Source organism: Sphaerisporangium sp. NPDC049457, from assembly GCF_055586705.1.
On record NZ_JBVJHR010000015.1, the window covers coordinates 175071 to 194488 of the forward strand.

General features: G+C 73.1%; 17 protein-coding genes and 1 pseudogene. 7 read left to right on the plus strand and 11 right to left on the minus strand.

Annotated features, from left to right (window positions below):
- Positions 1-22: 22 nt before the first annotated feature.
- The 6 genes and pseudogenes from ACZ6QO_RS23880 to ACZ6QO_RS23905 form a co-directional block, all read right to left on the minus strand.
- Entirely contained in the window at positions 23-1678 is a 1656-nt protein-coding gene (locus ACZ6QO_RS23880; RefSeq protein ID WP_465853801.1) for an NADH-quinone oxidoreductase subunit N, read from the minus strand.
- Positions 1675-3366: a complex I subunit 4 family protein gene (locus ACZ6QO_RS23885; RefSeq protein ID WP_465853802.1), complete on the minus strand. Its 1692-nt coding sequence runs from the start codon at positions 3364-3366 to the stop codon at positions 1675-1677. Before ACZ6QO_RS23885 ends, ACZ6QO_RS23880 begins: the two co-directional genes overlap by 4 nt.
- An 85-nt stretch (positions 3367-3451) precedes the next feature.
- Positions 3452-5401 (minus strand): NADH-quinone oxidoreductase subunit 5 family protein, encoded by a 1950-nt coding sequence (locus ACZ6QO_RS23890; protein ID WP_465853803.1) that lies wholly within the window; start codon positions 5399-5401, stop codon positions 3452-3454.
- A gap of 272 nt (positions 5402-5673) precedes the next feature.
- Positions 5674-5955: pseudogene (nuoK, locus tag ACZ6QO_RS23895) on the minus strand (NADH-quinone oxidoreductase subunit NuoK); the annotation flags it as partial.
- 1 nt (position 5956) lies between these two features.
- Positions 5957-6496 carry an NADH-quinone oxidoreductase subunit J family protein gene (locus ACZ6QO_RS23900; protein ID WP_465853804.1) on the minus strand — a complete coding sequence of 180 codons (540 nt, stop codon included), beginning with the start codon at positions 6494-6496 and terminating at the stop codon, positions 5957-5959.
- Complete coding sequence (locus ACZ6QO_RS23905; RefSeq protein WP_465853805.1) at positions 6493-7518, minus strand: NuoI/complex I 23 kDa subunit family protein; 1026 nt, start codon at positions 7516-7518, stop codon at positions 6493-6495. Before ACZ6QO_RS23905 ends, ACZ6QO_RS23900 begins: the two co-directional genes overlap by 4 nt.
- Before the next feature lie 247 nt (positions 7519-7765).
- Here ACZ6QO_RS23905 and ACZ6QO_RS23910 point away from each other — a divergent pair, with 247 nt between their 5' ends.
- From ACZ6QO_RS23910 to ACZ6QO_RS23920, 3 genes are all read left to right on the plus strand, one after another.
- The gene (locus ACZ6QO_RS23910) at positions 7766-8794 is read left to right on the plus strand and encodes a ComEA family DNA-binding protein (RefSeq protein WP_465853806.1); all 1029 of its coding nucleotides are present in this window, start codon (positions 7766-7768) and stop codon (positions 8792-8794) included.
- Positions 8795-8877: 83 nt separating this feature from the next.
- The gene (locus tag ACZ6QO_RS23915) at positions 8878-10584 is read left to right on the plus strand and encodes a serine/threonine-protein kinase (protein ID WP_465853807.1); all 1707 of its coding nucleotides are present in this window, start codon (positions 8878-8880) and stop codon (positions 10582-10584) included.
- Positions 10585-10814: 230 nt separating this feature from the next.
- Entirely contained in the window at positions 10815-11750 is a 936-nt protein-coding gene (locus tag ACZ6QO_RS23920) for an MBL fold metallo-hydrolase (protein ID WP_465853894.1), read from the plus strand.
- 27 nt (positions 11751-11777) lie between these two features.
- Here the strand turns inward: ACZ6QO_RS23920 and ACZ6QO_RS23925 are convergent, their stop codons facing one another.
- Positions 11778-12377 carry a TetR/AcrR family transcriptional regulator gene (locus ACZ6QO_RS23925; protein WP_465853808.1) on the minus strand — a complete coding sequence of 200 codons (600 nt, stop codon included), beginning with the start codon at positions 12375-12377 and terminating at the stop codon, positions 11778-11780.
- A 170-nt stretch (positions 12378-12547) separates the two neighbouring features.
- On the opposite strand from ACZ6QO_RS23925, the gene ACZ6QO_RS23930 reads away from it, so the two are divergent.
- A complete protein-coding gene (locus ACZ6QO_RS23930) occupies positions 12548-13747 on the plus strand; it encodes an FAD-dependent monooxygenase (protein ID WP_465853809.1) in 1200 nt (399 codons plus the stop codon).
- A gap of 60 nt (positions 13748-13807) precedes the next feature.
- Positions 13808-14554 (plus strand): SDR family NAD(P)-dependent oxidoreductase, encoded by a 747-nt coding sequence (locus tag ACZ6QO_RS23935; protein ID WP_465853810.1) that lies wholly within the window; start codon positions 13808-13810, stop codon positions 14552-14554.
- A 74-nt stretch (positions 14555-14628) separates the two neighbouring features.
- Here ACZ6QO_RS23935 and ACZ6QO_RS23940 read toward each other — a convergent pair whose 3' ends face one another.
- The 4 genes from ACZ6QO_RS23940 to ACZ6QO_RS23955 all read right to left on the minus strand — a co-directional run bounded on the left by ACZ6QO_RS23940 (position 14629) and on the right by ACZ6QO_RS23955 (position 17368).
- A complete protein-coding gene (locus ACZ6QO_RS23940) occupies positions 14629-15585 on the minus strand; it encodes a complex I subunit 1/NuoH family protein (RefSeq protein WP_465853811.1) in 957 nt (318 codons plus the stop codon).
- The gene (locus tag ACZ6QO_RS23945; protein WP_465853812.1) at positions 15578-16297 is read right to left on the minus strand and encodes an NADH-quinone oxidoreductase subunit C; all 720 of its coding nucleotides are present in this window, start codon (positions 16295-16297) and stop codon (positions 15578-15580) included. Before ACZ6QO_RS23945 ends, ACZ6QO_RS23940 begins: the two co-directional genes overlap by 8 nt.
- On the minus strand, positions 16294-16896 hold the full coding sequence (locus ACZ6QO_RS23950) for an NADH-quinone oxidoreductase subunit B (RefSeq protein ID WP_465853813.1): 603 nt from the start codon (positions 16894-16896) through the stop codon (positions 16294-16296). The genes ACZ6QO_RS23945 and ACZ6QO_RS23950 overlap by 4 nt, the downstream gene beginning before the upstream one ends.
- A 100-nt stretch (positions 16897-16996) precedes the next feature.
- A complete protein-coding gene (locus tag ACZ6QO_RS23955; RefSeq protein WP_465853814.1) occupies positions 16997-17368 on the minus strand; it encodes an NADH-quinone oxidoreductase subunit A in 372 nt (123 codons plus the stop codon).
- A 181-nt stretch (positions 17369-17549) separates the two neighbouring features.
- On the opposite strand from ACZ6QO_RS23955, the gene ACZ6QO_RS23960 reads away from it, so the two are divergent.
- Together ACZ6QO_RS23960 and ACZ6QO_RS23965 are read left to right on the plus strand one after the other, a co-directional pair.
- Positions 17550-19142, plus strand: coding sequence for a polysaccharide deacetylase family protein (locus tag ACZ6QO_RS23960; RefSeq protein WP_465853815.1), 1593 nt, complete (start codon positions 17550-17552; stop codon positions 19140-19142).
- 60 nt (positions 19143-19202) lie between these two features.
- Positions 19203-19280, plus strand: a complete 78-nt coding sequence (locus tag ACZ6QO_RS23965) for a putative leader peptide (protein ID WP_358547751.1) — start codon at positions 19203-19205, stop codon at positions 19278-19280.
- Positions 19281-19418 lie beyond the last annotated feature (138 nt).

Sequence of the window (19418 nt, forward strand, 5' to 3'; positions counted from 1 at the left end):
GGCCGGCGACGTTCCGTAGATCTCAGCCCGCTATGGAGAGCACCAACTGGGGGGCCACCGAGAACGCCACGGAGGCCGCCAGGCCGAGCGCGATCGCGACCGCGACCGCCGGGGACGGGGCGCGGCGGGCGGGCGGGCCGGCCGCCGCCGGGCCGGTGACCGCCGCGGGCAGGAACAGCCGGACCGTCCAGGTGATGTAGTAGTAGAGCCCGATCACCGTGTTGACCGCCATGACGACGGCCAGCCAGCCCGCGCCGCCCTGGACGATCTCACGGAACACCACGATCTTGGCGAACATCCCGGCGAGGCCCGGCGGCAGGCCGGCCAGGCAGATCAGGAAGAACCCGAGCGCGAGCGCCGGCACCGGGGCGCGGAAGGCCAGGCCGCGGTAGTCCTCCAGCTCGTTGCGCCCGGCCGTCCGGCTGACCGTCATCACCACCGCGAACGCGCCGATGTTCATGGCCGCGTAGATGGCCAGGTACGCGACGGACGCCGACACGGCGGACTTTCCCGCCACGCCCAGCGGGGCCAGGATGTACCCCGACTGGGCGACCGAGGACCACGCCAGCAGCCGCACGGCGTGGCGCTGCCGCAGGGCCAGCAGATTCCCGGCCGTCATGGTGAGCGCGGCGAGGATCGCCACGATCGGCGCCCACAGCCCCGCCTGCCCCGCCAGCGCGGTGGTGAGCACGAGGATCAGCCCGGCGAACCCGGCGGCCTTGGAGATCACCGAGAGCAGCGCGGCCACGGGCACCGGGGCGCCCTGGTACACGTCACCGGCCCAGAAGTGGAACGGCACCGCCGCGACCTTGAACGCGAACCCGGCGAGCACCATGACGATCGCCACGGTGAGCACCCCGGCCGGCGCCTGGCCCGGCATGCCCGCGATCGTGCCCGTCTGCGCGGCGGCGGCGTCGAACAGGTGGGGGAAGCCCGAGGGCGCGACGGGGAGCCGCGCGGCGATGCGGTCGAGGTGGACCGACCCGGTCAGGCCGTACAGCAGCGAAACGCCGAAGAGCATCACGGCCGTGGAGATCACCGAGACGAGGAACAGCTTCAGCGCGGCCTCCGAGCCGCGCGCGTCGTACCGCTTGAGCGCGGCCAGCGCGAAGACCGGCAGCGACACCAGTTCCAGCGCGACGACCAGCATGATGAGGTCGCGGGACGCCGGCAGCGTGACCGCTCCGGTGAAGGCGCACAGCAGCAGGAAGTACCACTCGCCCGGCGGGATCGCCCGGTCGGTGAGCTGGGCCATGGACAGCAGCACGACCACGACCGCGGCGGCGAGCACGACGCCGCCGAAGACGAGGGTGATGTCGTCGACCACGAACGAGCACAGGGCCTGGCCCGGCCCGCCCGCGCCGCCGATCCCACCTGCGCCACCCACCCCGCCCGCGCCGCTCGCGCCTCCGACTCCGCCGACTCCGGCGGCACCACCGCCACCGGCTCCGGCCGCGAGGTCCGCCGGTACGCAGAAGGTGCCGAGGCGCGTCCCCCGCACGGCCTGGGCGACGACCGTCCCGAGCGCGCCGAGCACGCCCGCCAGTGTGACGAAGCCGAGCGTCGCGCGCGTACGGCCGGTGCGGGGCAGGAACGCGTCGAGCAGCAGCACCGCTCCGGCGACCAGCGCCAGGATCAGCGGCGGCGCGATGGCCGCGTAGTCGATGGACTGGATCATCGTGCCCCCAGGAAGGCCTGGACCGCCGGGTCGGTGACGGCCAGCAACGCCTTGGGCCACAGCCCCAGCGCCACGGTGAGGACGACCAGCGGCGTCCAGGCGGCCAGCTCGTACGGGCTGACGTCCCGGAGCGGCGCCGGCATGCCGCCGCGGACGGTCGCGGGCGTGGACGGGCCGGGCGGCGCCTCCGGCGACGGCTCGGCGAGTGCGGGCGATGCGGGTACGAGTGCGGGTTCGGGTACGAGTGCGGGTTCTGCCGCGGCTGCGGGCGATATGGGTTCGGACGCGGGTGATACGGCTTCGGGTTCGGGTGGCACGGGTGCGGACGCCGATGCGGGTGCGGCGTCCGGTGGGCGGCCGTGGGTGACGCGGGAGAGCATGCGCAGGAAGTAGGCGGCCGTGAGCACGGTGCCGAGGCCGCCGACGGCCATGAAGGTCAGGAACAGCGGGCGCGACAGCCCCGGCGCCGGCTGGAAGGCGCCGAGCAGCGCGAGCATCTCCCCCCAGAACCCGGCCAGCCCCGGCAGCCCGAGCGAGGCCACGCAGGCGAAGGTCAGCAGCGAGCCCACATACGGCAGGCGTGCCAGCATGCCGCCGCCGAGCCGGGAGATCTCGGCCGTCCCGTACCGCTCCTTGATCCCTCCGGCGACGAAGAACAGCAGGCCGGTGATCAGGCCGTGCGCGACGTTGCCGAACAGGGCCGCGTTCATGCCGACGGGGGTCAGCGTGGCCAGGCCGAGCAGTACGAACCCCATGTGGCCGACGGACGAGTAGGCGATCATGCGTTTGAGGTCGCGCTGGGCGAGGCAGGCCAGCGAGCCGTACACGATGCCCACGACGGCGAACGCGCCGAGCCACGGGGCGAGGGCGGCGGCCCCCTCGGGCACGATGGGGATGGCGATGCGGGCGAAGCCGTACGTGCCCATCTTGAGCAGCACGCCCGCGAGCAGCACCGACCCGACGGTCGGCGCCTCGGTGTGCGCGGCGGGCAGCCAGGTGTGCAGCGGCCACATCGGCGCCTTGACCGCCAGGCCGAGGCCGATGGCGAGGAACGCCACGATCTGCACGGCCCGCGGCATGCCCGCGCCGTGCGCCGCGGCGAGCCTGACCATGTCGAGCGTGCCGGTGTGCGCCCAGACCAGCAGCAGGCCGAGGAGCAGCACGGCCGAGCCGAGCAGCGTGTACAGGATGAACTTCAGCGCCGCCGCCCTGCGTCCCGCGCCGCCCCACACGGCGATGACGAAGTACATGGGGACGAGCACGACCTCGAAGAACACGAAGAACAGCAGCAGGTCGAGCGCGAGGAACGTCCCGATCATCCCGACTTCGAGCACCAGCAGGGTGATGGTGAGCGCACGGAGACGGCCCTGTTCCGGCCGGTGGCGCACCAGGTACACGGAGCAGAGGAAGCTCAGCAGCGCGGTGAGCACGACGAGCGGCAGCGAGATGCCGTCGATCCCGAGGTGGAAGCGCAGGTCCAGGCCGGGGATCCAGGCGATGTCGATCTCGAACTGCGGCCGCGCCGCCCGCGCGTAGTCGAACCGGACCGCCGGCGCCAGAGCGAGCGCCAGCGTCGCGCCGGAGACCGCCGCGCCGTACCAGGGCCACCGCGCGGGGCCGGGGAACAGCACGAGGACCAGCGCCCCCAGCAGGGGGACGGCGAGGACTCCGATCAGGGCCGCGCTCATCCCGGCACCACCGCCGACGTCGCGTACGGGCGTCCGCCGCGGGCCGCCGCGGCGCCCGGCCGGTCCTGGTACGTCCGATTCGCGCTCATCCCAGCACCACCGCTCCGATGACGATGATCAGGACGCCGGCGAGGACGCCCGTCAGGTACAGCTGCGCGTTCCCGGTCTGCCCGCGCCGTAGCAGGCCGGCGAGCCCGACCGCGAGCCTTCCCGAGCCGCGGACCGCCCCGTCCACGACCGTGTCGTCCGCGCGCGCGACGGCCCCGGCCAGCCACAGGACGGGGGCGACGAACAGCCGGTGGTACACCGCGTCCACCGAGAACGCGCGCTCGCACGGGCCCCGCAGCGGCCCGAGCACGCGGGCCGGGTCGGCCGCCGGGTCGGCGCGCCAGGACGCGTACACGACGCCCGCGCCCAGCAGGGCCACGAGCGTGCTGACCACCGCGGAGGACCACTCGACCAGCGCCACCCCGGTGAGTCCGAGCAGCAGGGCGGGTACGGCGAGCAGGCCGATCGGCCACAGCATCGACGCCGGCGCCTCGCGGCCGTCCCAGACGTGCGCGACCCCCGGATCCGGCTCGGGCAGCGGGACGTGGCGCACGCGGCTCGCGCCGAAGAAGGTGCGAAGCCACGCGCGGGTCGCGTAGGCGCCGGTCACGCCGACGGTCAGCAACGCGCAGGCGTACAGCAGCCAGGCGGCGGCGTCGGTCAGCGGCGCGGCCTGGCCCGCCGCGTGCTCGACGGCGGCGAGCACGGCGTCCTTGCTGAAGAACCCGCTGGCGGGAGGCAGACCCATCAGGGCGGCGAAGCCGATGGTCATGGCGGGGAAAGTGACCGTCATGGACCGGCGGAGGCCGCCCATGTCGCTCATCAGGTTGGAGCCGACGGCGTGGATGACCGCGCCCGCCCCGAGGAACAGCAGCGCCTTGAACGCGCCGTGGGTGACCAGGTGGAAGATCGCGGCCTGGTCGGACCCGGCGGCGAGGGCGCCGGCCATGTACGCGAGCTGGCTGATCGTCGAGTAGGCGAGCACCCGTTTGAGGTCGTCCTGGGCCAGGGCGGCGAGCGCGGCGCCGAGCATGCCGAGGGCGGCCATCACGGCGAGCAGGTCGAGCGACGGCCGGGCGCCGAGGAACGCCGGGTACAGCCGGGCGACGACGAAGATGCCGGCCGCGACCATCGTGGCGGCGTGGATGAGCGCGCTTATCGGCGTGGGGCCCGCCATCGCGTCCGGCAGCCAGGTGTGCAGCGGCACCTGCGCGCTCTTGCCCGCGACGCCGAGCAGCAGGAGCAGCGTCGCGGCGACCAGTGTGCCGGTGGACAGCTGCGGCACGCGCTCCAGGACCGTGGAGACGCGGAAGCTTCCCGCGGCCAGGCCGAGGGTGAACAGGCCGAACAGGAAGCCGACGTCGCCGAGCCGGGTGACCAGGAACGCCTTCACGGCCGCCCGCGAGTTGGCGCGGTTCTCCCACCAGTGGCCGATGAGCAGGTAGGAGCACAGGCCCATGATCTCCCAGCCCACGTAGAGAACCAGCAGGTCCCCGGCGTAGACGACGAGCAGCATGGCGCTGGTGAACAGGCTGATGAACGCGCTGTAGGAGGGGTAGCGCGGCTCGTCGCGCATGTACCCGGCCGAGTAGACCTGCACGGCGAGCGCCACGCACCCGACCAGCACCGCGATGAGCGCGGCGAGCTCGTCGACGCGCACGCCGACGGTGATCGGGACGGCGCCGGTGTCGATCACCGACAGGGTGCTCTCGACGGCGCCGGGCGGCCGGACACCGGGCTCGGACGGCACGTAGCTCGTGAAGCCGCCCGGCAGGCCGCCGTGGTACGCCACCAGCACCCAGACCGCGAGCGCGGCGGCGACCGCCGTCGGGGTGACGGCGAACCACGCCGCCCTCCGGTACGCGGCCCGGTCCACCGTGCCCGGCGGCGCGGCGCGGCGCGTGAGGCGGGTGCCCAGCAGGCCGGCGACCGCCCCGAGGAAGGGCAGCAGCACGGCCAGGGCCGCGAGCGCGGGCAGGGTGTTCATGCCGCACCGCCTCGGGCTCGGACGACCTCGGCGCCGTGCGGGCGGTCGTGCTCCGGGACCGGTGGCAGGTCCCCATCCCGGCCGGCCGCGGGTCCGTCGCCCGGGTCGTCGCCGGGTCCGTCACCCGGACCGCCCGGCCCGGTCGCCGGGCCACCGCCCGGGCCGGCCGCCGGACCGGTTCCAGGGCCGGGTCCAGGGCCGGTACCTGGGCCGGTTTCAGGACCGGGGTCCGGTTCGGGGTCCGGTTCGGGGTCGGCGAGGTCGCTGACGCGGTCGATCTCGACCGTCCGACGGTTGCGGAACACCGCGAGGACGATCGCCAGCCCGACGCCCAGCTCGGCCGCGGCGATCACGATGACGAACAGGGTGAGCACCTGCCCGCCGTGCAGGGCGTCCCTGAGCCAGACGTCGAAGGCGACGAGGTTCAGGTTGACGGCGTTGAGCATGAGCTCCACCGACATGAGAACGAGGATCGTGTTGCGCCGGGCCAGCACGCCGTACACGCCGATGGAGAACAGAAGCGCGGCGAGCACGACGGGATAGACGACGTGCACGTCAGTCCTTTCCGCCGATGTCGGTACGGGAGAGAACGATCGCGCCGATCAGCGCGGCGAGCAGCAGCACCGACAGCGCCTCGAAGGGAAGCACCCACGTGCGGAAGATGCTCGCCCCGAGCGGTTCTGCCCCGCCAGCCCCCGGCGCCAGCGGAGCGTAGGCGGTGGCGAAACCGTCGATCACGGTGGTGACCAGGACGGCCGCCGTCGCCACGGCGACCACCGCGGCCACCGTCTTGTTCCCCGAGTCCAGGTCGGCGGACGGGCCGATCGGGGCGCGGGTGAGCATGATGCCGAACAGGAGCAGCACGACGACCGCTCCGACGTAGATCAGCACCTGCACCCAGGCCACGAACTCGGCGGTGAGCAGCAGGTAGCACCCGGCGAGCGCGCCGAACGAGACGACGAGCCACAGCGCGGCGTGCACGATCTGGCGCGTGGTGACGACGAGCAGCGCCGCCCCGGCGGCCACCACGCCCAGCAACAGGAAGACGATCTCCTGCCCGGTGGGCGGCCACAGCCCGGGCGACGCGAACGTCACGACTCCTCCACCGTCCCCGAATCCGGCCGCGTCCGTCCCTCCGGCGGCGGCTCCGACCCACCTGCACCGCTCGGCGGGTTCGCCTGCCCCTCCGGCGGCGGCTCCGACCCACCTGGACCACTCGGCGGGTTCGCCTGCCCCTCCGGCGGCGGCTCCGACCCACCTGGACCACTCGGCGGGTTCGCCTGCCCCTCCGGTGACGGATCCGGGCCACCTGGACCGGCTGGTGGAGACGCCTGTCCTGGGGCGGCGGGGGGCGGGGCGGGCTTCTTGGGCAGCGCGCCCGGGGGCCGGATGGCGCGGACGGCGGCGTGCGCGGTGCCGGGCTGGACGGCGCCAGGCTGGGCCGTCCCGGGTTGGGCCGTCTTGGGCTGGTCCGTCTCGGATTGAGGCGGCCCGGACTGGGCCGTACCAGGTTGGACCGCCCCCGATTGGGCCGCCCCGGATTGCGCCGCCTCAGGTTGGGTGGCCCCGGCGGCGGTCGCGGGGCGTGCGGCCGGGCGTTCGCGGACGGGACGGGTGGCGCCGCGCGAGGCGGCGGCGATCTCCTTGGGCGGCTCGGCGTTCGGGTCGTGCGCCGGGGGGATCGGGACCGTCTCCACCCACTCGCCGAGCCTGTCCTTCTCATGGAGGAGGTTGCGGATGTCGTACTCCGCGTACTCGAACTCGGGCGACCAGAACAGCGCGTCGAACGGGCAGACCTCGATGCAGATGCCGCAGTACATGCACAGCGAGAAGTCGATGGCGAAGCGGTCGAGAACGTTGTGGGCTCGCGGGCGTCCGCCCTCGGGGGCGGGCGCGGTCTCCTTGTGGGAGTCGATGTAGATGCACCAGTCGGGGCACTCCCTGGCGCACAGCATGCAGACCGTGCAGTTCTCCTCGACCAGGGCGATGACCCCGCGGCTGCGTGCGGGCAGATCAGGTTGCACCTCGGGGTACTGCCGCGTGTCCGCCCTGTTCAGCATGTGGCGGAAGGTGACGGCCAGACCCTTCGCCAGCCCTTCTCCTGGTATACGTGCCACGGTTCAACATCATGGCGCACATAGGGCCCGCCGTGAATGCACGGGCACCACCCATCTCCCGGTTTTCCACAATCATCACGATTTCGGGGGACTAATCGGCCGGGACACGTGGTCCTTGTGGCCGATGCGTGAGCCTGGGGAAGGCCGTATTGTTCGCGTTATGCACCCCACCAACGGCCACGGGGGCCCAGGATCGGGGCCACCGGGAGGCTCTTCCCCCCAGCCTGGTGATCAGAGTGGGCCGGCGGTGCCACGGCCGGACCAGATCGACCCGAACGGCCCCACGGCCCCCCGGCCGCGCATGGCGGGCAGGCCGTTGCCGCACCACGAACAGGGACAACCCCGCCCAGAGCAGGGCCGCCCGCAGCAACCTCGCCCAGAGCAGGGCCGTCCTTACCAGGAGCCACGCCGGCCCGGCCCCGAGCAGAGCCGGCCGCGGCACGCGCAGGGGCATCCCCGCCCCGATCAGGGACGCCCTCCGTACGCCCCGCCGAACCCTTTCCCGGGCGGCGCCCCGTACCTTCCGCCCCACCCTGACCAGCACGGTCTCGCGCCCTTCGCCCATCCGGCGCCTCCGGGCCCCTACGGCCCGCCCGGCCACCTCCCCCAGCCGCCCTTCCCTCCCCGCGTCCCACCGCCGCCGGCGCCGAACAACAGCGCGGCGAGCGTCCTGTGGGCCCTGGCGCCGCTGCTGACGTGCGGTTTCGCCACGCCGTTCACCATGGGATACGCGGCGGCCAAACTGCGCAGCGCGATGCTGGCGCTGTCGGCGGCGATCTACGCCCTCGGCATGTGCGTCTTCATGCTGGGCGCCACCAGCGACGCCAGCGACGACTTCGTCGTACTTCTGTCCATCCTCGGAGCGGGCGGAAGCTGGCTCGGCGGCACGATCCACTCGTTGATCATCCGCAGGAGGGTCTTCGAGCGCGCCGACAGCCCGAACGACCACGCCGTGGCCTTCGTCCAGCACCGGCGCGAGCTGCGGCAGCAGGCCCGCGAGCTGGTGGAGCGCGACCCGGCGCTGGCCCGCGAGCTGCGCATCGGGCGGCCCGACCTGCCCCGGCAGTACGACGACGGCGGGCTGGTCGACGTCAACCACGTGCCCGCGGCCGTGATCGCCGGCCTGCCGGGCATGACGCCGGCGCTGGCCGAACGGGTCGTCGAAGTGCGGACGAACGTCGGCGGCTTCGTCTCGGCCGAGGACATGTCCATCGCCGTCGACCTGCCGCCCCGCCTCACCGGCGAGCTGGTGGAAATGACGATCTACCTGCCGTGAGCCGTCCCTGACCGGGCGATCGGCGCCATGGCCGTGCCGCCAAAAGCATGCGTAAGCCCGCCTATCCCCGTAATCTTCGCGATATGCAACCAGCCAGGCCCTCTTCGTCCACCACCGCGATCAGCGTCGTGTGGGCACTGGCTCCGCTGTTCACCTGCGGTTTCGCGACGCCCTTCACCATCGGATACGCGGCCTACCGCAGGCGCGCCCCCATGATCGCCGCGGCGGCGCTGTTATACCTGATCAGCCTGTTCGTGATGTTCGTCCTCATCGTCGCCTTCGACGGCACCGACACCTACCCCGACTGGGCGGGGCTCCTCATCGTCGTGGGGCTGTTCAGCAACTGGATCGGCGGGCTCATCCACTCTCTGGCCATCCGTTCCGCGGTGTTCGCCCCGGGAGGCCCGAGGGGCGCCGGCGCCGCGCCGTACCCGCCGCGGGACTTCCGCCCGCCGTACCCGCCGGGTCCCTACCCGCAGCCCCCCGTTCCCGTGCCGTACGGGGCCCCGAACCTCTCGCGGAACCGGCCGCAAGGTCAGCACCGGCCCGAAGGTCCCTACCAGCCCGGCGCGGCCCCGCAGCGGCGCCCGCCGCACGACCCCCGGCAGCAGTGGCCGCAGGGTGGGCCGCCGCGGCAACAGCGGCCGCAGCCCGGAACACCGCCGCAGGCCCCGCACGCGCCGAGGCCGCAGCCGCACCCGTCCCAGGCCCGGCCCCAGGCGCCGTCCCAGACTCAGGGCAGGCCCCGGTACCCCGAGCAGGACCAGCCGCGGATCGCGCAGGACCAGGGGCGGCAGGCCCCACAGGACGGCCGCCCGGCCGCCCCGCCGTTGACCACGAACCCGCCCGCGCGCGCCCGCACCACCGACCCCGGCGCCGGCTCGCCCGCCACGCCCAGGACGCCGGCCGGCCCGACGACCCCGGCCACTCCCGCCGCCCCGGCGTCCTCGGTCCCGGGCGGCCGGCGCGACGCCTCGACGCTGCCCACGCAGTCGCCGGGACCGCTGCCCGCCGGAGAGCCCGACCACATCGGCCCGTACCGGCTGATCGGCAGCCTCGGGCAGGGCGGCCAGGGCGCGGTGTACCTCGGCGAGACGCCCGACGGCACCCGCGTCGCGATCAAGGTGCTGCACGCCCGGCTGGCGACGGAGACCGGCGCCCAGCAGCGCTTCCTCCGCGAGGTCGAGGCCGCCCGGCGCGTCGCGCCGTTCTCCACCGCCCGCGTGATCGACGCCGACATCGACGGCGACCGGCTGTTCATCGTGAGCGAGTACGTCGAGGGCGCGTCGCTGGAGCAGCTCGTACGCGAGCGGGGCCCGCGCGGCCACGACGGCCTGGTGCGGCTCGCGCTGGGCACGGCCGGCGCGCTCGCCGCGATCCACCGGGCCGGCATCGTGCACCGCGACTTCAAGCCGAGCAACGTCCTGATCGGCTCGGACGGGCCCCGTGTGGTCGACTTCGGCATCGCGCGGGTGCTGGACAACGCCACCGCCACCTCCAGCGGCGTGCTCGGCACCCCGGCGTACATGTCCCCTGAGCAGGTGTCGGGCGAGCGCGTCGGGCCGGAGTCCGACGTGTTCAGCTGGGCCGCGACGATGGTGTTCGCCGCGACCGGCCGCCCGGCCTTCGGGGAGGACAACATCGCGGCGGTGTTCAACCGCATCTTCACCAAGCAGCCCGACCTTTCCGCGCTGCCCGGTTCGCTGGCCCAGGTCGTCGGCAAGTGCCTGGAGAAGCGCCCGGAGAACCGGCCCTCCGCCTCCGACGTGATGCTCGCCATCGTGCACTGACCTGTGCTGGACGGGCGCCGGGAGGCGCCGCGGGCGGAGGCGGTAGATTCGCGTCCGCGCTGTTCGCCCTGTTCATCGCGTTCATCGTGTTCCGTTCGCCCCGCCGGAACGCGTTCCGCCCGCCTACCGGAAGAGGTGTGAGGGTCATCTCTCAGCAGCCCGCCGACGCCGCGCCCGACACCACGTCCGACGCCGCGCCCGACGCCGCGCCCGCCGCCGTGCCCGCCGTCATGCCCGGCACCACGCCCGACGCGGCCGCCCTGCACGAGATCGTCCCCGGCGTCCTGGCCTGGGTCCAGCCGGACAGCACCTGGTGGGTCAACAACGCCGGGGCAGTGACGGGGGACGACGGCGTCGTCCTGATCGACACCTGCGCCACCGAGTCGCGCACCCGGCGCTTCCTGGACGCCGTGCGCGCGGCCACCGGCGACGCCCCGGTGCGCGTCGCGGTCAACACCCACCAGCACGGCGACCACTCCTACGGCAACAGCCTGCTGCCCGCCTCCACCGTCATCGTCGGGCACGAGGCGATGCGCGAAGGGCTGCTGACCGACCCCATCATCGACGGGTGCCCGCCGATCTGGGCGCCGGTGCCCGACTGGGGCGGGGTGACCCGCCGGGTGCCGTCCATCACGCTGCGGTCGGAGCTGACGGTGTTCACCGGCGGGCGCCGGGTGGAGCTGCGCCATCCCGGACACCCCGCGCACACCACCGGCGACGTGGTCGCCTGGCTGCCGGAAGAGCGGGTGCTGTTCTCCGGCGACCTGGTCTTCCACGGGCTCACCCCGCTGGTCTTCATGGGCTCGGTGGAGGGGGCGCTGCGCTCGCTCGACTGGATGGCGGCCTTCCAGCCCGACCACCTCGTCCCCGGGCACGGCCCCGTGGTGGACGCGCGGGCGCTACCCGGCGTGCTGGCGGCGCACGAGCGGTACTACCGGCTGGTCCTCGCGACCGCCGAGAGCGGGCGCAGGGACGGGCTGACGCCGCTGGAGGCGGCCCGGCGGTGCGACCTCGGCGAGTTCGCCGGCTGGGCGGACGCCGAACGCCTCGTGCTCAACCTGCACCGCGCCTACCTGGACGCGGCGGGCGGCGGCGAGCTCGACCTGCTCCAGGCGTTCGGCGACGCCGTCGCCTACCACGGCGGCCCGCTGCCCACCTCGGTCTGACCCTGAGGTCATGCGTGGGCCGGCCGGTCAGCCGGCGGTCTCCGAGGGCGGGCGCAGGCCGGAGGTGAGCAGGGTCAGGACCTCGACCAGGTCAGGGCCGGACGGGATCGATCGCGGGTCCACCAGCCATTGCGCGGCCAGGCCGCTGAGCAGCACCTGGTAGAAGGCGCCGATCTTCTCGGCGGTCTTGTCGTCCGCGCCGGCGCCGAGGTCGCCGATCAGCTCGACCAAACCGAGGCGGGCCTGCCGCCCGGCCTCGGCGAAGGCCTCGCGCAGCTCCGGCGTCCTTTCGATGTGGGCGACCAGCTCGAACTGGACGGCCCACAGCGGGCGGTTCTCCTCGAAGGACCGGATCGCCGCCGACCAGGCCGCCTCGAACCGCTGCTTCGGGTCGGCCGCCGGGTCGACCCGCGCGGCCAGCGCGCGGCCGAGATCGGCCCCCCATTCTTCGAGGGCCTGGAGCAGGGCCGCGTTCAGCAGCGCCTCCTTCGACCCGTAGTGGTAGCCGATCGCCGCGAGGCTCACCACGCCGGACGCCGCGGCGATGTCGCGCGCCGTCGTGCGGGCGTACCCCTTTTCGTACAGGCAGCGCTTGGCGCCGGCCAGCAGGTCTTCACGATTACCCATGCCCAGAGTCTACACACGTCTGAGACATACGTATCGTACAGATGTATTGCACAGTCGACTGATACATATGTATCGTTCGGTGCGGACGACGCGCCGGACCGCCGACAAGGGGTCCGGCGGCCGACACCGCCGGGAGCCTCCGGCGGGCACGACCGAACGAGGAGCCCCCCATGAGAAACCGCACGATCCTGATCTCCGGCGCCGGCATCGCGGGCACCGCGCTCGCCTACTGGCTGCGCCGCCACGGCTTCACGCCCACGGTCGTGGAGCACGCCTCCGCCATCAGGGCCGGCGGCTACAAGGTCGACATCCGCGGCGCCGCGCTGGAGGTCGTGCGGCGGATGGGTGTCCTCGACGAGATCCGCCGCGAGCGCACCGACGTCCGGCGCGGGTCGGTCGTGAACGCCGCCGGCCGGCGGGTGGCGAGCATGGACGGCGACGCCTTCGGCGGCCGGTCGGACGAGGACGCCGAGATCCTCCGCGGCGACCTCCACCGCATCCTGTACGACCTGACCAAGGACGACACCGAGTACCTCTTCGGCACCTCCATCGCCGCCGTCGCCGAGACCGCCGACGGGGTGTCGGTCACCTTCGACACCGGCGAGACCCGCGTCTTCGACCTGGTCGTGGGCGCCGACGGCCTGCACTCCGTCACCCGCCGCCTCGCCTTCGGGCCCGAGGAGGACTACGTCCGCGACCTCGGCTACCACGTGTCGATCTTCAGCGTGCCGAACCACCTCGACCTCGACCGCGAGGAGATGACCTACGTCTCCCCCGGCCGCACCACGCTGATGTACAGCACCGCCAAGGACTCCGGCGCCAAGGCCATGTTCCTGTTCGCCGGGGCGCCGCGGAAGCACGACCACCGCGACCGCGCCGCGCAGCAGAGCATCCTGGCCGACGCCTACGCCGAGGACGCCTGGGAGGTCCCCCGGCTGCTCTCCGAGATGCGGTCCGCGCCCGACTTCTACTTCGACACGCTGAGCCAGGTCCACATGGACCGCTGGTCCAAGGGCCGCGTGGCGCTGCTCGGCGACGCCGGCTACTGCGCCTCCCCCGCCTCCGGCCAGGGCACGAGCCTCGCCCTCGTCGGCGCGTACGTCCTGGCGGGCGAGCTGGCCGCCGCGGACGGCGGCCACGAGGCCGGGTTCGACCGCTACGAGAAGGAGATGCGGCACTTCGCCGAGGAGAACCAGAAGCTCGGGCCGCAGAACGTCAAGCACATGGTGCTCGGCAGCAGGTGGCTGATCGGGTTCCAGATGACGATGCTGCGCGTCATGCCGTACATGCCGGGCAAGGACCGCGTCATCACGAAGATCCTTGAGCCGATCCACCAGGCCGCGAACGCCATCACGCTCAAGGACTACTGAGACCGGGGGCACGGACATGCCGCGAAAGGTGATCTAATAACGCGACGAAGGGGGTGCGACATGGAACAACGACGCGTGGTGGTCTCCGGGGGAGGCACCGGCATAGGCCTGGCCACGGCGGACGCCTTCGCCGCCGAGGGCGCCCAGGTCGTCATTCTGGGACGCCGGGAAGAGGTGCTGAAGGAGGCGGCCGCCAGGCTGAACACCGCCTACGACGCCCACCTGGTGACCTGGAAGGCCGCCGACCTGTCCGACCCCCGGCAGACGCAGGAGGCCGTCGAGGCCATCGCCGTGCAGGGCCCGGTGGACGTGGTCGTCACCAACGCGGGCGGGAACGTCGCCTCCGCCGACGACGGCACGCTGGCTGGCATCGCCGAGGGCTACCGGGCCAACTTCGACGCCAACGTGCTCACGGCGGTCCTGCTCACCGAGGGCCTGCTGCCCTACCTCCGGCGGCCGGGCGCGCGCGTCGTCCACCTGTCCTCGATCGCCGCGGTGCGCGGGCCGGGGTCCTACGGGGGCGCCAAGGCGGCCCTGCACGCCTACACCTTCGAACTGGCGCAGCGCCTCGGGCCCGACGGGGTCACGGTGAACGCGGTCGCCCCCGGGTACGTCGCCGACACCGAGTTCTTCGGCGGCCGGGCGACGCCCGAGTTCGTGCGGTCGCGCGTCGGGCAGACCCTGGTCGGCAAGGCCGGCACGCCGGCCGAGGTGGCGGCGGCCATCAGGTACCTCGCCTCCCCGGAGGCCGGGTACGTCACCGGTCAGGTGCTGCACATCAACGGCGGCGCGATGCTCGGGCGGTAGGCCGCCGAGCCTCCGTATGCCCTTCCCGCCGATCCCGGGTGCCTCATCCGGCGATGCTTCCCGCCCGGGGTGGTTCAGCCGGCGATGAGGACCTTGACGACCCCGGTGAGCGCGAGCTGTACCAGGGCCAGGGGCACCAGGCCGATCCAGGCGAGCTTCTGCAACTGGTCGGCACGGAACCGCGGGAAGCTGACGCGCACCCAGATCACCACGAACGCCAGCGCGAAGATCTTGATCAGCGTCCAGACGGGGCCGGGCAGCAGCGGCCCCTGCCAGCCGCCGAGGAACAGCACGGCGGTCAGCGCCGACAGCACCACGATGCCGACGTACTCCGACAGCAGGAACAGCGCGAACCGGATGCCGGTGTACTCGGTCATCGGGCCCATGATGATCTCGGAGTCGGCGATCGGCATGTCGAACGGCGGCCTGCGCAGCTCGGCGAGGCCCGCGACGAAGAACACCACCGCGCCGATGGCCTGCCACGGCAGCCACCACCACTGCCAGGCCTCCACGATGCCGGGCAGCGACAGCGTGCCCGCCGCCATGGCGACCGAGGACGCCGCGAGCACCAGCGGCAGCTCGTACGACATGAGCTGGGCCGCCGCCCGCATGCCGCCGAGCGCGGAGTACTTGTTGGCCGACGACCAGCCCGCCATGATCGAGCCCAGCACGCCGACGCCCATCACGGCCAGCACGAAGAACAGCCCGACGTCGAGGTCGACGCCGAACATGCCCGGCGCGATCGGGATGACGGCCATCACCACCAGGTAGGGCACCAGCGCCACCGCGGGGGCGATGGAGAAGACCCGCCGGTCGGCCGCCGCGGGGATGATGTCCTCTTTCTGGACGAACTTCACCCCATCGGCGATGAGCTGCGCCCAGCCGTGGAAGCCTCCGGCGTACATGGGGCCGAGGCGCGACTGCATGTGGGCCATGGCCTTGTGCTCGGTCTGCCCCACGATCAGCGGCAGGGTCAGGAACGCGATGACGATCACCGCGAGGCGCAGCACGACGTCGAGCACCTCAGCCATCGCCGTCCTCCCCTCGTTCGGCGCCCGCCGCCGGCGGCCCGGGCGGCGCGGATGCCTCCCCGAGCGGCGCGGAAGCTTCCCGGGATGACGCGGATGCCTCCCCGGACGGTGCGGGGGCCTCGCGGGCCGGGGCCGGGCGGACGGCGCGGGGGCCCCGCACCGGGGGCGGCGCGGCCGCGTTCGGACCCCAGTCGGCGGGGACGCCGGGCGGCGCCATCTTGCGGCGGCTGGGCGAGCCGGAGCCCGACTCGCCGGGCTCCTTGGCGCCCGGCCACGACTTGGCGACCCGGGCGGCCAGCACGAAGTCCTTGCGGAGCGGGTGTCCCTCGAAGCCGTCCGGCAGCAGGAGGGGGACCAGGTAAGGGTGGCCCTCGAAGACCACCCCGAACATCTCGAAGGTCTCACGCTCGTGCCACTCGGCGCCGCGGAAGACGCCCGTGGCGGTGGGCAGCCGCGGGTCTTCGCGGGGCACCCGCGTCCTGGCCAGCAGGTGGGCGTGCTCGACGGGGTCGAAGAGGTGGGCGACCACCGAGAAGCCGTCCGGCGGGTCGTCCACACCGGTCAGCCAGTCGAAATACGCGCAGCCGAGGACGTCGCGGGCGAAGGTCAGCAGATCGACCCAGTCGCCTGGGGCGACGTCCACGGTGACCTGGCCGAAGGAGTCGGAGACCTCGGCGCGCGCGCCGTACCGCTCGGCGAGCGCGGCCTTCACGCCGTGCCCCCGGCACCCGGGCCGAGGGCGCCCGTACCGCCGGTGCCCGAGCGGACCGCGTCCGCACCGCCGGCACCGCTCGCGCCCGAGCGGGCCGGGGCGTAGCGGTCGCCCAGCGACTCGGCGGCGATCTTCTCCTGGAGCTTCATGATGCCGTGCAGCAGGGCCTCCGGGCGCGGCGGGCAGCCGGGGACGTAGACGTCGACCGGAATGATCTGGTCGACGCCCTTGGTCACGCAGTAGGAGTCCCAGTAGGGGCCGCCGGAGTTGGAGCAGGCTCCGAAGGAGATGACGTACTTGGGGTCGGGCATCTGCTCGTAGAGCCGCTTGACCGCCGGGGCCATCTTGTCGGTGACGGTGCCCGAGACGATCATGAGGTCCGCCTGCCTGGGCCCGTTGGCGAACGGGATCACGCCGAACCGGATGAAGTCGTGGCGGCTCATCGAGGTGGCGATGAACTCGATCGCGCAGCACGCCAGCCCGAAATTGAACACCCACAGGGAATAGCGCCTGCCCCAGTTGAGGATGAAGCGCATCGGTTTGGGAGCGAGCCGGGACACCGGCCCGACGGTCGGCATCGGAAGATCGCTGGCGGCCATAAGGGCATTGTCTCCTTTCCGTCACCAACAGGCGAGTGCCGCCCCCTCCACCTCCGGCCGAACGCCCGCCGTCACGTCCCGGCGCGGCCCGCCGCTCCCGTCACGTCCAGGCGAGCACGCGCTTGCGCCAGGCGTACAGGATGCCGATGCCGATGAAGGCGAGGAAGACGAACATCTCGACCAGCGTGGTCATGCCGAAGCCGGGTGCGGCGAAGACGGTCGCCCAGGGGAACAGGAAGACGGCGTCCACGGCGAACACGACGTACAGGTAGGTGAAGACGTAGTACCTGACCTGCGACTGCGCCCAGCCCTCGCCGACGGGGTCGACGCCGCATTCGTAGGTGGTCAGCTTCTCGGGCGTGGGGCGGTCGGGCCGCAGCAGCCGGTTGACGAACAGCCCGCCGGCGAACACGGCGACGCCGATCGCCATCAGCAGGGCCACGACGGCGTAGGAACCGAAATATCCGCTCACACAGCCTCCCCCTTGCCCGCCCGCTGGAGCGCGGACCCACGGCGCGAGCTCACGGGACCTCCAGCACGGGATGGAAAGTCGCTTTCCGTTACCCGTCCACTACCCATAGCGGGCAAAACCCAGTCTTTCATCACTTAAATATCTAGTAAATGGGTACGTAGGGGTGCTTAGTGTGGCAGTCATGTCCCGTCCGCTCCGGTCCGGAGGCGTCGCGGCGCTCATCGCGATCACCACCGGATGCGGGATCACGATTCCCCTCCCCTCACAAGATCCGCCGGGAACCCTGCCCGCGCAACCCACGACGATCAACTTCGTCGACCCCGCCTCGATCCCCGGCCTCGCCGTGCGCACGACCTCCGACGACTCCTCCGGCCTGCGCGTCTTCGCCGGCTACCCGGCGCCGCCGTCCGCCCCCGCCCTCGGCCGGCGGCTGGAGCAGGTGACCTCGGCGGCCGTCCGGCGGTTCACCGAGGACTCGCGCCGCCGCAAGGGCGGCCAGGCGGGCCCCGCGGCCTCCGAGCTGAACATCGGCTGGCAGGTGGCGGCGGCCTCCGGCGGGGTGTTCGGCGTGCGGCTGCGCACCGGGACGCTCACCGGCTCGGCCTGGCGCAACTCGCTGGCCACCTACTGGTACGACGAGACCGACCGGCGCGTCCACGACTCGGCCGACCTGGTCAAGGACGCCAAGGCGCTGGACACGCTGGCCGCGGTCGTACGCGCCCGCCTCGGCGGGCTCGGCCCGGAGATCACCCCGGGCGCGGTCAGGCCCGACCGGACGCTGTTCGACTCGCTGAACTTCAACCCGCACGGCGACCTGGTGATCGAGTTCGACGACGGCCTGGTGGCTCCCGCGCGGATGGGGCGCATCGCCGTCGCCGTGCCGAAGCGGGAGGCCGCGTCCCTGCTGTCCGACCTCGGCCGCCGGGTCATGAACGCCGTGGACTCCGCCACCCCGCCGACCCTGGAGGCCTCGCCGCCTCCGGAGTTCAGCCCGGCCCCCGAGGACGCCGACGCCGGCGGCGTCAGCGGAGGCGGCGTCAGCGGAGGCGGCGGCTCGGCGGAGGGCGGGCCGGACTGCTCGGTCACCAAGTGCGTGGCGCTGACCTTCGACGACGGCCCAGGACCGCAGACCGCCCGGCTGCTGTCCATCCTGGCCAAGTATGGCGCGCGCGCCACGTTCTTCACCCTGGGCTCCAGCGCCGAGGCACGGCCCGACCTGCTGCGCGGCATCGCCGCCGCCGGGGACCTGGTCGCCAACCACACCTGGACGCACCGCGACCTGACCGCCATGGACGTCAACCGGATCAGCGCCGAGCTCGACCGCACGCAGATCGCGGCCGGCGTCGCGACCGGCCGGGCGCCGACGCTGATGCGGGCGCCGTACGGCGACACCGACGCCAAGGTGGTCGTCGCGGCCCGCGCGCTGAACCTTTCAATCGTCGGATGGAACGTGGACGCGGGGGACGCCAGGGACGCCGGATCGGACGCCGTCGCCCGCCGCACGGTCAGGCGGACCAGGCCGGGCTCGATCGTCCTCATGCACGAGACGGGCACGGCGACCGCGGCGGCGTTGCGGAAGGTGCTGGCGCGACTGGCGATGAAGGGGTACGCCTTCGTGACGGTCCCCGAGCTGTACGGCTCGCGCCGCATGGCGCCGGGCGAGGTGTACGACGGGGCCGGCCCGACGCCGCGGCGCACGCGGGCGCGGCGCCACGACGGCGCCATGACCGCCCCCGCCGCCGCGGCCCGGCCGGGCCCGCGGAGCGGGTACTGAGGCGAGGCGCTCGGAGTCATCGGGTGAAGGGACATATAGTTGGTCAGCGTGACCGCATACGTGCTCTACTCCCGCTTGCACGTTGATCTATGCAGGCTTGCCGCGGGGCTGTGTACCAGGAGCCGTCTCCGGTCGTGACCGCGCTTCCCGCAGTGGTCACCACCCCCGAATCGATCTGAGCCATCCGGCCGCACAGCGTGCGGGCGCCTGGACATCGCCCCCGGTGTCAGGCGTGTCCCGCACCACGAAGAGATCGACGCCGTCGCCAGGGAACCA